Raw genomic sequence first — 17,138 nt, 5'->3', positions numbered from 1 at the left:
AGGCTGTCAATCGCTCAAGGCTGTCAATCCTTCATGGTTGTGGCGGTAAGCTGTTGAGTGAATTTAGTTCACAGTGGCAAATACGTTAAGCTGGTGAGTGAATTTAGCCGATAGCCCATTCTGAAAGAAACCAGTATGTAGTCCCTGATACTGGTTCCATTTGGATAGTTATGAAGGGGGCATCCACTGGTTTCTGATATCAAAGTTCGTCGCGGGTATTCTTGTCATGATCGAACTTCTCAACCTTGTGATCAGTCAGCGCTGCTTTTGGCTCGAAGAAGGCACCCAGCGTGTAAGAGTAAGGAATACTTTCTGAGTGGGAGAATGACCATTTAGGCACATTTTCCCTGAAGTATTTCTCCCAGCCATCGGCAAACAGCTTCATGGTACGATCCCGGCGTTCACGGAACTGCAGGTAATTTTCGTAACGCGTCCAGCCATGCATTCTGTTGCTCGCTTTAACACGATTTGTATAGGCGGCATCGGTTTCATTGAAGTGCTGAGGCGAGGCAATAGCGGTACGTTGCACATATTCATCCTGCGTTTCACCCAGGCCTGTCCATCGATTCATCTTGTCAAGACTACGACCCAGAGGCCCACCCAGCCATTGACTAAGCATCTTGTTGTCGTTCATAAAAAAGTCGAAAGTCAGACTCGACGCCAGCGTGAGTCCGAAGGTTTGGGCGAAGGTAAACCCGGATACAAGGCCGTGGACGTATGCACCGACAGTGGCTACCGGACCCAGCACCAGACCGGCGGTGGCAGAAGCCAGAGTTTTTACTTTTTGTGGTGTCGCTCTGTGTAGCAGCGGAATCTGAACTCCCTGTCCTGAGCCCATGGATTTCACTATTTCAGGCACCAGACGGGAAATACTGCGATACCTATGAGGATTGGCATTGTGCTGTCGGGCAAATAACATGGAGCCGGTTTTCAGCAGAATGACTGAGGCTGCGGCTTTACCCAATGGCATGGCCAGTCCGCCCACTTCAGAGATTTTTTCAATCCTGCCGTGGCAGGCATATTGTCCGGTTCGGTCAAGATCTACACCGTATCGTTCCAACCAGTGCTGGAAAGGTGTGAGCATTCTGTGCAGATAATCACCCCTGTTGGTCAGGTCCAGCAGATAGAGGAATGACATGTTTGCAAGGGACTGCGTGGTAGCCTGCGAGGCGGGATGAGTCACCAGTAGTGGTTTGTAGCTGGAGTAGTACCAGGTCACTGCCTGCAGCAGGAAGGCTGAAGGCTTGAGCCAGTAATCATTGAACTGCTGCTCAACTGCGGCAGCATGAGCCTGCATCAATGTGCCATGGATAGTCTGGATCAGTTCTGATTCAGATATTCCGGCCGCATTGGCGTGAGGTGTCAGGGTATCCTGAAGATGGGTCAGGAAAGCTGCTGTCCTGCGGCCATTGTCAAAGGCAATATCGTCAAGAATGTAGTTGGCAATGACCGCAGCTGCGTACTCCTTCGTGCCGGTAACAGACTCTTTCATACCTGCCGGAGCGGTTGCGGTCACAGGAGTGAGGGCAGTCTGTATGAATTCCTCGATACCTTTTTCTGACAGCATCTGGATAACGGATTTGAACTCAGCCACCCCCATGTCGTGTTTATGGCCAAGGAAGTGCTCAAATTCCTGCTCAATCTCGTAACCGCCGACATCTCTGGCGGCCTTCATGTAGTTTTCAAGTTCAACCTTGCTGATCAGTCCTTCATGGAGCAAAGTGATGATCTTGTTGCCACTGGCAGAACGGGCAGAGAAGTATTCCATGAAGCTTTTCAGATCTTCTGGCTCATGTTCAACGTAATGAATGGCTGCTGAGTTCATGTCCAGAATTTCATCGTCGTATAGCTGTGTGTCTTTTCTGGCATGGCTGAAAGAATCTGTCTGAGCATCAAAATCCTGCATGCCTGAGTGTGCGGCAACCGGTGTTGGGGTAACCGGTGTTGCGACAACCGGTGTTGGGGCAATCGATGTTGGGGCAATCGATGCCGGGGTAACAGGTTGACTGATTTCATGAATGTTCTGGTGGCTGAGTCTGGCTTGTTTTTCTGGTGGCTGGGTACCATCCCGGTTATTAATACCAAGCTTTGCCGCCATTTGATTGATGTAATCTTGACTGATTTCTTCTACAGCGACACTAATTACTCTTTTCATAGGTGGGATTCGATCGGTTTGCTCCTGAAGACTCTTTAACCAGTTTCTCCGTTCTGTCATTTCTTTTGCCATCTGAAGGCCCTGTAACCTGATGTGTTGATGAATGGCCTGGCAACGGATTTCCGGGGCCTTTTCGATATCCGGAACCAGACCGAGCTGAACTTCAATGTGAGCCAGCTTCTTATGGATTATCCGATCGGTTAGTTCTTTCTTTTGTTGCAGGTATTGTTTAAAGGACTGAAGGATACGCAGGTCACCTTTATTGACCGAAGCTATATCTCGCTTGCCTTCTGTGGCCGGTGTTTTTGCTTTTACAGCTTCTTCATCAGGCTTAACTTCAAAGACAGCCAGTCTTTTCGGGACTTTCTCATTGGTTACTTGTATGTCTTGTTGCAGCAGTTGTCGAATGAACTGAAGGTAACCCAGACCGTTTTCATCGATCGAAACAATACTGCACTCGCCTTCAGTGGCTACCGCTTTTGCTTTGACAGCTTCTTCATCAGACTGCCCTGTTACGGTAAATAGTGCGGCAACCAATTGGTTGATTTTGAGCACTTTTTTTTTGATGAGTCGGTCTTGTTCTCTAAATGGCTGGATATCATCCCAGTCATCAATACCAAGCTCTGCCGCCATTTGAGCGTTGCGAGCTGTTGTCAGGTCAAAACGCATTTGTTGTTTCTGCTCTGGAAATCGTTCAACTTCCGGCTGAAGTTTCTGTAACAGGTTGTTCTGTTGTTGCTGCTCATAACGAAGCTGCATAAGCTCTTCATCAATTCGTTTTTTGAGTTGAGCTATTCTGAGATGTTCTTTTTCACTGGTAGTGGTTTTTTCTATTTTAAACAGCACTTGCCGTCTAAGATGGGTGAGACCGTATTCTTTTAACAGCAACATTTTCTGATTATTTTCCGTCTCAATTATCTGTCTGGTAGTCTCGCTTCCGACCTTGAAAACAAGCTTTTTTTTAGTCTCAGGAGTATCACCCAGCTCTTGGTTGATACGATTACAAGCAGGCATCAGGTCATGAATGTCCTGAATAAAGCGCTGGTTATTCAGAAGATTTTCAATTGCAGGTTTAAAGTTGAAGTTTTTTTCGAGTTGATTAAACATCAAGGCAGGCGTGAAGGCCGACGAAGCGACTCTAATCTGTCCTATTGAGAGGTCGAATTCATCTGCTCTATCTTGCGTAGCAACGATCAACGCTTCCTGAAGATATTCATAGTATAAAAGCGTCGTCAGTTGCTGCTCGTATGAAAGCATTGACAGTTGCTTTTTGATGGCAAGTGTCGTTTTTCCACCTTTGGCATATTCAGGATTGTGCTGTTCAGCTATCCTCTCCAGCAGAGCCATTTGCTTGCTTCGAATGATTTTTTCGTAGCTTTTGACTTTGTCTTTTTTAACTCGTGTTATTGCTTCAGAAGGGGGGCAATTGCAGTCATACCATTGCAACCAGATGTCATATAGAAGCTCTACAAAAGCGACATCAGCCGGGTTCTGCTTCTGACCATGGAAAACAATAACCTCTCCCTGAGCCTCAGTCACTTCCAGTTTTGGACAATTCTCAGGCACAGCATAAGCCTGTGTGTCATCCTCGACGTGTATAACGTATCCGACGGGTTTATGGAATGATAACAGATCGTTCAGAGCTTCCTGTTGTAATTCTTTTCCCAGAACATGAACCTGGGTATAGGCAGAGGAAGCTGCTGCTAAAAGTGCTTCATCATTGATAAAGAGCGTTTGACCCAGACGCTGCAGCCCGGGAGGTTGATCGCCGACAGCGACAAGACGCATGAAGGTACGCCCATTCACTTCAACCCGGTCTACTTCAACTGTGGCAAGGGCAACATAGTCATCAACTTCGCCAAGCTTTCCTGCTCTTCCATGGGCCCCCTTCAGCACTGCAGCCAGTTGTTCGGGGCTGGCGATTTTTGTTAACGGATCTAATGGTTGAATGTCACCTGACTGAGTTCGAACAGCCTCAATTGAGCCCTGATCGGTCATTCCGTTTCTGACTTCAATGACCAGTTTCTTTTCTGCAAGGTTGTGGATGAACCTGAAGACCCCCTCATCACCCACCTTCAGGACTTTGGTGTATTTCCGGGCAGCGTCATTCTTGCCTGTTTCAAACTGATCAACGCTGGAAACGCCGCCATCAATGCCGGGAAGAACATCCGTGAAGCACTCATAAGGAAAATGATAGCCCGTTACGGTCTGAGTCTGGTAAGGGTAGATGGTTGTGAAAGATTTGGGTATTGGTTGCCGGTCGTCACCTACCGTTGGCTGAACTATGACCTCGCGCTGGGTAAACTCCACAGGTATTTTGGCATAAATACCGACAGATCTTGTCTGCAGTCGGCGTTCGGCCATTGCCTGTGCAGTAATGATGGAAGAGCTGATTGCAACGGCCACTGCAAGTCTTAACGCATTGGGGCGAACATTTGTCATTCTACTACCTCAGAGCTGCCAAACGCTCATGGCTGTTCTGTTAAACTGTTGAGTGAATTTAGTTCAGGATGGCAAAGTTGGATATTCCCGGTTTTACTCCCGTCATTCCCGGTTTCACTCCCGTCATTCCCGGTTTCACTCCCGTCATTCCCGCGAAGGCGGGAATCCACACTGACTCACCACCAGAACCATACTGCCTGGTTCCCCTGGCCTCGTCATTCCCGAGAAGGCAGAGATTCACCGTTGGCGCTGGATTCCCGCCTTCGCGGGAATGACGACCTTAGAGCATGAGAACGAGCTGTTGGAGTTTTGCGACACCCGCCTTCGCGGGAATGACGACCTTAGAGCATGAGAACGAGCTGTTGGAGTTTTGCGACACCCGCCTTCGCGGGAATGACGACCTCAGAGTGACTCGAAGAAGACACCCAGAGTGTAGGAGTAAGGAATACTTTCTGTATGAGAGAACGACCATTTAGGTACATTTTCCCTGAGGTATTTCTCCCAGCCATCCGCAAACAGTTTTATGGTGCGATCACGGCGTTCACGAAATTGCAGATAATTTTCGTGTCGCGTCCAGCCATACATCCTGTTGTTTGCTTTAACGCGGCTTGCATACTCTTCATCGGTTTCACTGAAGCCTTGAGGTGATGCAATAGCGGTACGTTTTAAATACGCATTGTCCGTTTCGCCAAGACCCCGCCAGCGATTAATTTTGTCAAGACTGCGTCCAAGAGGTCCAGCCAGCCATTGAGTGAGCATCTTGTTGTCGTTCATAAAAAAGTCGAAAGTGAGACTCGACGCCAGGGCGAATCCGAAGGTTTGGGCATAGGTGAACCCGGATATAAGACCATGGGCGTATGCTCCGACAGTGGCTACCGGACCCAGCACAAGCCCGGCGGTGGCAGAAGCCAGAGTTTTTACTTTTTGTGGTTTCACTCTGTGTAGCAGCGGTACCTGAACCCCTTGTCCGGAACCCATGGATTTCACTATTTCGGGCACCAGACGGGAAATACTGCGATACCTCCGGGGGTTGGCGTTGTGCTGTCTGGCAAACAGCATAGAGCCGGTTTTCAGCAGAATGACTGAGGATGCAGCTTTACCTAATGGCATGGCCAGTCCGCCCACTTCAGAGATTTGTTCAATGCTACTGTGATAGGCATATTGGCCGGTTCGGTCAAGATCAACTCGGTAGCGTTCCAGCCAGTACTGGAAAGGTGTGAGCATTCTGTGCAGATAATCCCCCCTGTTGGTCAGGTCCAGCAAATAGAGGAACGCCATGTTTGAGAGGGACAGCGTGGTAGCCTGTGAGGCGGTATGAGTCGCCAGTAACGGTTTGTAGCTGGAGAAGTACCAGGCGACAGCCTGTACCAGGAAGGCAGAAGGTTTGACCCAGTAATCCTTTAGCTGCTGCTCAACCGCTGCGGCATGGGCCTGCATCAATGCGTTATGGATAACCTTGATCAGGTCTGATTCAGACAGGTCGGCAGCATTGGCATAAGGTGTCAGGGTATCCTGAACATGGCTCAGGAAAGCTGCTGTCCTGCGGCCATTATCAAAGGCAATATCGTCAAGCACGTAGTTGGCGATGACTGCCGCTGCGTACTCTTGCATGCCGACAACCGATTCTTTCATTCCCGCCGGACCGGATGCCATTACGGTCACAGGCATAAAGGCACGCTGCATAAGTGCCTCAGCACCCTCATCGGACAGTTTCCAGACATGGCTCTCGAACTCAGACAATCTGACGCCATGTTGGTAACCAAGAAAGTGTTTAAATTCATCCACTGTCTGATAACTGTCGATTCTTTTGACGGCTTTTATGTAGTTCTCAAGTTCAACCTTGCTGATCAGACCTTCACGCAGCAGAGTGATGATCTTGTTACCAGTGGCAGAATGGCTGGCGAAGTATTCCGAGAAGCCTTTCAGGTCAACCGGTTCATGCTCGACGGAGTGAATACCTGCTGAGCCTGTTCTTTTAATCAGGTCGTCGTATTGTTGAGCCCCTGTTTTTATCTCATTCCGTGCTCTTTGAACCAGATTCTGAATTTCTTCCAGGATATTCACGTGCCGATCTTCTGAAGGCTCTGAGGGGTTTACCGGAAAGTTCCTCTTCAGACTTTTGAAGAATTCCACTACCCGGCTGGCCTGGTCAAACGTCAGATCTTTGCCAACCTCTGCCTGCAAGAGGATGGTTGCAAATTCATCGTCAAAATCGAAACCCTTGAGATATACCAGCCTCTTGCTGTTTGCTGCAAATATTTCCAGGCCTATTGCGACTTCCAGAGCCTGCTTCCTGAGAGGGTGCTGCTGCATGAATGTGTGGATGGCGTCCAGAACTTTTACCTGTTTCGGTGTGTACTGGAAGGGGCCACCGTCATTTTCGACCGTTTTCTCCGCAATCGCCAGGACTACTTTCAGTCTGTCAATGTCTGCTTTCCTGGTTTCAATCTCAGCTTCCAGCTGAACCTGAAGGTCAGTGCGGCTCCCTTCACACAACTTCTGATCGCGACGAAGAATAGCCAGTTTTAACTTCAGCACACTTTCAACCCATTCTATTTCCTCTCTGGCGCTGGCCACCTCACGATCAAGAACATATCGGGGCTTAGGTCCCAGGCGGGCCATTTGCCTGTCAAGCTCATTCTCAATGACGGCTACACGCTCATAAACGTCAGGCTCACCCGCCTTAAAAACTTCAACATCCAACTGTCGGAGTTTTTCATCAATCAGATCGGTCTGGAGGTCGATAATGGCATCATCTTGATAGTCTTTAATGTTGAGTTGATGAGCCATTTCATTATTCCAGGCTCTTTTGGCAACTTCATCATCATAGTCTTTGTGAACTTCATTCAGTAATTCACGGATTTTTTCTCTCAGAACAGACTTCTGACGACGCAGGCTGATATGGTTTTCTGCAAAGGTTACCTCCAGGTCACTGGCTAGTTTTGCAGTCAATGCCAGACCTCTTTCTTTAGCTGCAACGTTTTGATCAGAGCAGATTTTCAGTTTGCGTTCTGCATCGGTAAGATCAGGATAATAGCCATATCCTTCAATGGCTCGCTTATCGACCTCTTCGACTTTATAGGTAAGACACCTGCGAAGCATATCAAGCCATTTTGGCCGCCTTTGCTTCCCACGAGAAAAGGTAATATGAGCATCAGGGCTTTCAGGTTCGGGATCCTCTTTGAAGTACACAAGTTCAAAGGCCACACGCAGGTTGTCTGTCTGCCAGATATTTTGTAGTTTATCCCGCATGTACTCCGGGATATTATCGTCATTGAGCCTTGCACGAACCCTGGCAAGTCTTGCTGCATTGTCATCATCTTCATCGATTTCGATGTTAAATACTTCTTCTATGGCTTCCAGCAGGTCCTCAGCTTTTTCCTCTGCCCACTCTCTTGATTTTGTGATGAGTTCCTGCATTTCTTCAGAAATAGACTGGCGACGGAGATACACATCGTCGTTTTGATTGGGGTCATGTATCTCCATGGCTTCTTCTACGTCACTCAATATCTTGAGTACTTCAGGCATGGCTCTGGGGTGGCCTGGTGTTCTGATGTCTTCCAGTTGTTCTTCCAGCTCTTTAATTCTGGAGAGCTTGTCTCTTATTGTCGACTCCAGGATGGCGCGGTTGTCCAGTGTGGTGTCTTCCCCAGAGTGTGCTGTTGCAGCAGTTGATGTTGCGGCAACCATCGTTGCGGCAACCGCTGTTGAGCTAACCGGCGCTGTGCTAGCCGGGGTTGGGGCAATTGATGTTGTGGTAACCGGTTGCCTGATTTCATGAATTTTCTGGTTGATAAGCCTGGCTTTTTTTTCTGGTGGCCTGGTATTGTCCTGGTCATCAATACCGGGGTCCTCTGTCGTTTGAGCATTGAGAGCTTTTATGGCATCTGCTCTGGCATCATGAGTTTGTTGTTTCGGCGCTGTAATTCGATCGGTTATCTGCTGAAGTTTTTGTAACGGGTTTTTCTGTTCTTCCTGCTCTTGTCGATTCTGATCCGGTTGTTGAATGAGCTTAATCGCCTTCTCGTGAAGGTACTGCAGAATTTCCTGGTGACGGGCTTCCAGGTCGTTTTCGCTTTTCGGAGTCAGACCGAACTCTTCTTCAATTTCAGCCAGCCGAATCTCTTCATCGATGGGGTCTGTATTCCGTTGCAGATGTCGTTGCATGTACTGAAAGAGGGCTCCCTGATCGATTTCATCGCTCAGGATAGGACCAAAACGGCCTTTAATGGCTGCATATGTTACTTTTACAGCTTCTTCATAAAACGGTCCTTTTCCAGTAATTGCTGCGACCCCCGTCTGATGGATTTGATCAATTCTTTTTTCGATGCATCTGGCTTGTTCTTCGAGTGGTTGGGTATCATCCCAGTCATCAATACCCAGTTCTACTGCCCTTCGGCTGTTGTAAGTTTTTCTGGCCTCTTCTCTGGCATCACAAAGTTGTTGTTCCAGCTTTGGCGTTCGTTTGATTTCCTGCTGAAGTTTATTTAACTGGTTTTGCAGTTCTCCTATCGCTTTTCGGGTCTCTGCAAGCCCATTCTCAATTCCCTGATTGAGCACAATTGCTAAGGGTTTTTCCGTTTCGGTGGCAGCGTCTTTCTCCGTGGCGTGTTTTAAGTGGACTCTAAGCTGGATCATTTGTCTTTCTTGTGTCTGCTGGGCTTCCAGTTGGCTTTCCACCTCAATCAGCTGTCTGGAAATATCTCTCATGACTTTGGAAGTAAACTTTTCCAAGTCCCCGGGAACATCGGTCTGTGCCTGATCGGTATGACTGCCATCCGGTATCACTTTCAGAATATTCTGAATAAATAACGGGTTAGTCAGAAGATTTCCAAGTGCAGGCTTGAAGCTGAAGTGTTTTTCGAGTTGATTATGAATCCAGGTTGGCGTGACGACCGATGAAGTGACCTCGATGTGTCCTATTGTGAGTTCAAATTCATCCACTCCATCCGAACTAGCACTGGTTAACAATGCCTGCTGGAGATATTCATAGTATGACAGTGTTCTCAGTTCATCTTCGTAAGCAAGCGTCGTTTGTCCACCTCCGTCAGGTTTAGCATTGTGCCCTGCAGCTAACTCTTCCAGCAGTGCCATCTGCCTGCTTCGAATGGTGTACTGGTAGCTTTTGACCTTGTCTTTTTTAACCTTTACTGCTGTTTCAGAGGAGGAGGTGCAGGCAAATCCTTTCGCCCAGGTGTCGTAAAGGCCATCCACAAATGCGATATCGGCCGGATTATGTTTCTGACCATGGAACACAATAGTTTCACCCGGAGCCTCAGTCACTTCCAGTTTCGGATAACCAGCAGGCACCGGATAAACCTTTGTGTCATCCTCAACGTTGACAACATAGCCGACGGGTGGATGATATGAAAACAGATCATTCAGGGCTTCCTGTTGTAAATCTTTCCCCAGAACATGAACCTGGGTATAAGCAGAGGTGGCTGCCGCGAAAAGTGCCTCATCATTGACAAAGAGCGATTGACCCAGGCGCTGCAACCCGGGAGGCTCATCGCCCGCTGCGATAAGACGCATGAAGGTGCGCCCGTTCACTTTCACGTCATCTACTTCAATGGTGGCAAGGGCAACATAATGATTAACTTCGCCAAGGTTTCCTGCTCTTTCATTCGCGCCTCTGAGTAATCCGGTCAGTTGTTGTGGGCTGGCGATTTTTGTTAACGGTTCTAATGGTTGGATATCACCTGATTGCGCACGAACAGCCGCAATTGAATCCAGAAGGGTCATTCCGTTTCTGACTTCAATGACCAGTTTGTCGTCTTCAAGGTTATGGCTGAACCTGAATACCCCCTCATTGCCAACCTTCAGGACTTTGGTGTACTTCAGAGCAGCATAATTTTCGTCTGTTTCAAACTCGTCAACACTGGAAACGCTGCCCTCAATGCCAGAAAGCACATCCGTGAAACCTTCAGAAGGAACCCTATAGCCTGCTCTTGCCCGAGTCAGATCAGGGTAGGTGGTTGTAAAGGATTTGGGTATAGGCTGCTGGTCATTCCCCAAAGTTGGCTTAACTATGATCTCACTCTGGGTAAATTCCACATGTCCAGTGCCCTGAATATCGACAGACCTGACTTGTAACCTGCGATCGGCCACTGCCTGTGTAGCAGCAATGGAAGAGCTGATTGCAATTGCCACTGCAAGTCTTAATGAATTGGGGCGGGCATTTGTCATTCTGCTGCCTCAGAGCTGGGTACTCTTATTACCGTGAAAAGTGATTGCCACAACCGGAGTGAAAGCAGCTTTCAATCAGGGTGGTCTGCCGGGGCGGCAAGTGGAAAGCTTGATTGAGGAGCATTTCTCTTGTCATGACCCTGAACTTTCTGATCATCGCCCTGTTGCTGCTCATAGAAGGCACCCAGAGTGTAGGAGTAGGGAATACTTTCTGCATGGGAAAATGACCATTTAGGCACTTTTTCCCTGAAGTATTTCTCCCAGCCATTCTCAAACAGTTTCATGGTGCGATCACGGCGTTCACGGAACTGCAGATAATTTTCGTGCAGAGTCCAGCCATACATGGTGTTATTTGCCTTGACTCGGCTTGCGTACTCTTCATCGGTTTCAACATAGCGCTGAGGTGTGGCAATGGCCGTACGTTTCACATAATCGTCCTGCGTTTCACCGACGCCTCGCCAGCGATTAATCCTGTCAAGGCTACGACCCAGAGGTCCACCCAGCCATTGAGTGAGCATCTTGTTGTCGTTCATAAAAAAGTCGTAAGTGAGACTCGATGCCAGAGCGAAGCCGAAGGTTTGAGCGTAGGTAAACCCGGATACCAGACCGTGAACGTATGCCCCGACAGTGGCTACCGGACCCAGCACCAGACCGGCTGTGGCAGAGGCCAGAGTTTTCACTTTTTGTGGTGTCACCCTGTTCAGCAGCGGCACCTGAAACCCTTGTCCGGAGCCCATGGATTTCACTATTTCGGGTACCAGACGGGAAAGGCTGCGATACATGAGGGGGTTGGCGTTGTACTGTCTGGCAAACAGCATAGAGCCGGTTCTCAGCAGAATGACTGAGGAAGCGGCCTTGCCCAATGGCATTGTCAGCCCTGCGACTTCAGAGACTTGTTCAATGTCATTGTGTTCGGAATATTGGAAGGTTCGGTCAAGATCAATACCGTAGTGTTGCAACCAGTGCTGGAAAGGTGTCAGCATCCTGTGCAGGTAATCCCCCCTGTTGGTCAGATCCAGAAGATAGAGTAACGACATGTTTGAGAGGGAGAGTAAGTTAGCCTGCCAGGCGTTATGGGCTACCAGTAGCGGTTTGTAGCTCGAGAAGTACCAGGTAAAAGCCTGTACCAGAGCGGCTGAAGGTTTGACCCAGTAATCATTGAGTTGCTGTTCAACCGCTGCAGCATGAGCCTGCTTCAAGGTGCCATGAATAACCCGGATCAGTTCTGATTCAGATATTCCGGCAGCATTGGCGTAAGGTGTCAGGGTGTCCTTAACATTGGTCAGGAAAGCTGTCGTCCTGCGGCCATTGTCAAAAGCAATATCGTCAAGAACATAGTTGGCGATGACTGCAGCAGCGTACTCTGTCATGTCGGCAACCGACGCTTTCATAGCCACCGGGCCAGTTGCTGTCACAGGCGTAAAGGCATCCCGCATGAATTCCCTGGCAGCCGTGTCGGACAGCATCTGGACGGCATCTTTGAAGTGAGGCACATTGATGCCGTGCTTGTAGCCAAGGAAGTGCTCAAATTCTGCCACTGTCTGATAACCATAGGCGCCCCTGATGGCCTTGAAGTAGTTCTCAAGTTCAACCTGACTGATCAGACCTTCACGCAGCAGAGCTATGATCTTGTTACCGGTGGCAGAATGGGTAGCGAAGTATTCCGAGAAGCTGCTTTTCAGGTCTTCTGGTTCACGCTCGACGAAGTGAATGCTTGCTAAGCCGATGGCGTAAATATCGTCATCGTATTCTGGTGCTCCTGTTTCCATCTCATGCTTGGCCCTGTGTACCAGATTCTGGACTTCTTCCAGAATATTCACAGGCTGATCTTCCGCAGGCTCGGAAGGGTAGGCCGGGTAATCCCTCTTCAGGGCCTTGAAGACTTCCACAATCCGACTGGCTTGTTTAAACGTTAAGTCTCCGACCAGTGTCTGCAAGTGAATGGGCGCCAATTCATCGTCAAAATTGAAATCCGGAAGATGGGGTATTGTCTTACCGTTTATTACTGCCAGACCCATTGCGGCTTGCAGAGCTTGTCGTTTGAGAGGTTGTTGCCACGTGAATGTCTGGATAGCGTCCAGAACTTTTGCCTGCTTCGGCGTGTACTGGAAGGGACCGCCTTGATTTTTGACGGCTTTCCGGGCAGCCTCCAGGGCAGCCTTCGCTCTTTCAATGTCTGCTTTCCTGGTTGCAATTTCATCATTCAGGGAGGCCCTTTTCTGAATCAGTTGCCAGACCTTGCCGCTGATAACGTTTTCACTGCCCAGTTGTAACTGTCTGTTTCTCAGGGCATCAATCCGTTGTTCCAGGGGGGCAGTAGCGTCTGGTTTAAGACCCACGGCTTCTTCGACGGTTTCAAGAGCTGTTTTATGATAATCCGTTAGAGCGACTTCTGCTTTTGATACAGCTTCACTTTTCTGCTTCAGGGCTGAACCTGGATCCATGTCTCCAGAATGGATAATCTCCTGTCTTTTAGCAACCAGACCCTCCTGCGCATTCCCCTCTTCAAGCCGGGCATTGGTCAATTCCATACTTTTCCTGTCGTGCTCATTCAGGAATACTGTGACATCATCGTACTTTTTCCTGATTAAACTCTGTTCATCAAATACCTCATCGATTTCATCGATTGCTTTGTGAATAATCCTGTCTCTATAATTGCTGTCAGAATGAATGGAGGAATAAGCTTGTTTCAGTAAAATGGTGTCATCTGTTGTCTGAGTTTCATGATCTATTCTGGCTTTCACTTTCTGAGCGATTTCATCTCGACTTCCTTTGAAACTCCGCAGGAAATGTTTTACGGTTTTTTTTCGCTCTAACAGGAAGTGCTTGAAGTCCTTTGCTCGCTCTTCAAGGGTTTGCTCATCACTTGTAGTCTGACCCCACTCGACCTGAAGTTGTTTTATTGCCTGATTGAGAGCTTCTTTTTCTTCATCCAAGATTCCTTGGCGGACAACAGGGTTCAAGCTAAGCAAAAGCTGTGTGACATCAATAGCATCCCGTTTTTGATAAGCAGACCCCAGCTCACTTTTAGCTTTTTCTACTGCTTGCTCGGCTCTGGCTACCGCACGATCAAGAACGTGTCGGGGTTTTGGTCCCAGCCGGGCCATTTGCCTGTCAAGCTCATTCTCAATGGCCGTGATATGCTCATTAACCTCAGCAAAACCTGCCTGGTATACTTTTTGATCCAGCTGTTGCAGTTTTTTACTGATTAGAACGTTTTGGTCTTCTATGGTGGCGTCATCTTTATAGTCGTCAATGTTGAGTTGATGAGCAATTTCATTGTTTCTGTTTCTTCTGACATCCCCATGGACATAGGCTTCGTCAACTTCGTCCATTAATGCCATAATTTTTTCGCTAATTTGATACTTGTTGTAAGTCATGTGAGCATCGTTTTCATATTTCACCCCCAGATCATTGGCCAGCCTGGCAAGGAAGGCTTTACCCTTTTCTATAGCCTCATTTTTTACAACGGAGTCGACCTGCAGTTTCTCTTCTATTGCTATAAGCAGCTTTTTCTGTTGTCTTCTGGCTTGCCTGTCCGGCTCCTGGACATGAAAAGTAAGACGCCGATGAAGCTTCTCGCGTTGCAGATCCCTTTGGTCGGCAGGTGTGATGTCTTCTTTGCAGAGGGTTTGCTCTATGGTATCCAGAGTGGCTTGCGAAACACCATTGTTGTCAAGTTTTGTACAAACCCTTTCAAGTCGGATTGCTTTGTCATCAGCTTCGTTGACATTGATCTTGAGTATTTCTTCTGCGGTTTTCAGAGCAACCAGCGCTTGTTGCTCTGCCCTCTGGCTGGTTTCTGCAATGTATGTCTGAATTTTCTCAGAAATGGCATCACGACGGAGGTACTCACCATCGTTTTCATCAACGTCATTTATCTCAAGGACATTTTCTACGGATCTCAGTGTCTCGAGTACTTCAGGCCTGGCTCTGGGGTGGCCAGGGGTTATGATGTCTTGCAGTTCTGCTTCCAGTTCTGCAAGCCTGTGGAGCTCGAAGTTTACCCTTGATTCCAGTGTCTTGCGGTGGTCTTCTGGCGTGCTGTCTTCACTCAGCTCAATACCAGAAACGGCTACCAGAGCAGCTTTTCTGGCCCTGGTGTAAGAATTCTCTATATCCAATTGATCATTCAATGTCTCAACTATTTGCAGCAGGCTTTTTTGTTGCGCAGCCATTGTCTCGATTTTATCAAGCAGGCATTCCAGCTGAACGTCAATATCTGCATTGCCATCAAAATCCTGAATGTTTAAATGTTCGGCAAGGGTTGCAAAGCGAGCTTTGGTTGCCGCTATTTTTTCGGCTTCAGCCGCCAGACTGGGTTCTACAGTTTCTTGCTGACGCGGTTCTGTTGCGACAACTGCTGCGAAGATGTCATTAATTCTTTCTATGATGCGTCTGGTTTGCTCTTCTAGTGGCAGGGAATCATCCCAGTCACCTATGCCAAGCTTTGCTGCTTTTTCAGAATTGTAAACATTTCTGGCATTATGAAATTGTTGTTCCAGGGCTGGAAGTCGTTTACTTTCCTGCCGAAGTTTCTGTTCCTGGTCTTTCAGGGATGCCAGTTTGAAACGGAGCTTTTCAAGCTCATCATTGATTCGTACCTTGATTTCCAGTGCTTCGAATTTTTCCTTTACTCCAGCAACCTGCGTATCCACTGCATGCTGCAACTCATTGTTGATCTCCAGGATTTTGGCTTCTTTTATATGTAGCTCCTCCATTAAGTTGTACATTTCAGGCAGCTGTCTGGCCATGTCGCTAATGACTTTGGTAGCAAACGGGTCGTCACCTGGAATATCAAGCTGCTCTTTGTTAATCACGTTGACAACAGGTATTAACGTCCAAAAAGAGAGATGATCAGCCAGAAGATTTTTAAGTACGGGCTTGAAGCCGAAGTGTTTTTCGAGTTGAAAATGCAACCAGGATGACGTGATGACAGACGAAGCGGCTGTGATCTGTTCTAATGCGAATTCAAATTGAGAGGCACTATCGGGAGTAGCACTGGTTAATGCCTGCTGGAGATATTCATAGTATGCAAGCATCGCCATTGGATACCGGCTAAATTCACCATCGTGATGTTCGTATTTTGCAGCCATCTCCTCCAGCACTGCCATCTGCCTGCTCCGAATGATGTACTGGTAGTATCTGGTTTCATAGCTTTTAACCTGTGCTTTTATTGCATCAGGCAGGTTTTTACCATCAGCTTCTCGCCAGAATTTAAGGAGGGTTTCTATAAAAGCGACATTGGTCGGATACTGTGAATAACTCTTGAACACAATAACCTCCCCCGGCGCTTCTGTTACTTCCAGCTTTGGATAGCCGACAGGTACAGGGTAAGCCCGCGTGTCATCTTCGACGTGCACAACATATCCGACCGGTTTGCTGTGTGCTAACAGTTCATTAAGAGCCTGCTGTTGTATATCCCGTTCCAGTACATGAACCTGAAAATAGGCAGAGGTGGCGGCTGCCAGCAAAACATCATCATTGACAAAGAGTGACTGACCCAGACGCTGCAGATCAGGAGGGGAATCGCCTGCAGCGACAAGACGCATGAAGGTGCGCCCATTCACTGCAACCTTGTCTACTTCAATGGTGGCAAGGGCAACATAATGATCACTTGTGCCGAGTTTTCCTGCCCTGTTTCCGGCAGCTACGAGCACTTCGTCCAGTATGTAGGGTGAGGCAGTTTTTGTTAAGGGTTCCAGTGATTCGAAGCCTTCCATTTGCTCAAGCACAGCGGCAACTGAATCCCGATCGGTCATTCCGGCCCTGACTTCAATGACCAGTTCTTCTTCTTCAAGGTTATGGGTGAACCTGAAGACGCCCTCATCACCCACCTTCAGGGTTCTGGTGTATTTCTGAGCAACGCTATTCTTATCTGTTTCAAACAGATCAACAATGGAAACGCCCTCGTTGATGCCAGGAAGAACGCCTATAAAAGTAGGAAAGATATAGTCGTCACTGAAATGAGACATATCAGGGTAGGTGGTGGTAAAGGATTTAGGTATTGGCTGCTGGTTATCATCAAGAGTTGGTTTAACTATGACATTACTCCGGTAGAGCTGCACTTGTCCATTGTCCTGAATACCGACAAACTTTGTCTGAAGTCTGCGTGTCGCCAGTGCCTGTGTTGCCATGATGGAAGAGCCGATGGCAATGGCCACTGCAAGGGTTAATGCACGGGGGCGGGCATTTGTCATCCGGATACCTCAGCGCTGGGTAGAAAGTTTGATTGAGGGGGCGTTTCTCTCATTACCCTGTCGCCATTCGCAGAAGGCTCCAAGAGTGTAGAAGCAAGGAATACTTTCTGCATGGATGAACGACCATTCAGGCACATTTTCCCTGAAGTATTTCT

Annotated in this window: 4 protein-coding genes; 1 reads left to right on the top strand and 3 read right to left on the bottom strand. The window is 48.1% G+C overall.

The annotated features are described in order from the left end of the window. Positions 1–199: 199 nt before the first annotated feature. Positions 200–4,597: a hypothetical protein gene (locus tag ACO6VG_RS24085; protein ID WP_422476011.1), complete on the bottom strand. Its 4,398-nt coding sequence runs from the start codon at positions 4,595–4,597 to the stop codon at positions 200–202. Between the two features lie 68 nt (positions 4,598–4,665). On the opposite strand from ACO6VG_RS24085, the gene ACO6VG_RS24080 reads away from it, so the two are divergent. Next, entirely contained in the window at positions 4,666–4,872 is a 207-nt protein-coding gene (locus ACO6VG_RS24080) for a hypothetical protein (protein ID WP_422441918.1), read from the top strand. 127 nt (positions 4,873–4,999) lie between these two features. Here ACO6VG_RS24080 and ACO6VG_RS24075 read toward each other — a convergent pair whose 3' ends face one another. Both ACO6VG_RS24075 and ACO6VG_RS24070 read right to left on the bottom strand, forming a co-directional pair. Beyond that, the gene (locus ACO6VG_RS24075; RefSeq protein ID WP_422476009.1) at positions 5,000–10,783 is read right to left on the bottom strand and encodes a hypothetical protein; all 5,784 of its coding nucleotides are present in this window, start codon (positions 10,781–10,783) and stop codon (positions 5,000–5,002) included. Between the two features lie 71 nt (positions 10,784–10,854). After that, positions 10,855–16,983: a hypothetical protein gene (locus ACO6VG_RS24070; protein ID WP_422476007.1), complete on the bottom strand. Its 6,129-nt coding sequence runs from the start codon at positions 16,981–16,983 to the stop codon at positions 10,855–10,857. Positions 16,984–17,138: the final 155 nt, after the last annotated feature.

It is taken from the genome of Endozoicomonas sp. ALB032 (assembly GCF_049310125.1).
In the GTDB taxonomy this organism is placed as follows: Bacteria; Pseudomonadota; Gammaproteobacteria; order Pseudomonadales; family Endozoicomonadaceae; genus Endozoicomonas_A.
Note: the sequence above shows the minus strand (reverse complement) of the source record. Positions and strands in the feature narration are given on the sequence as shown.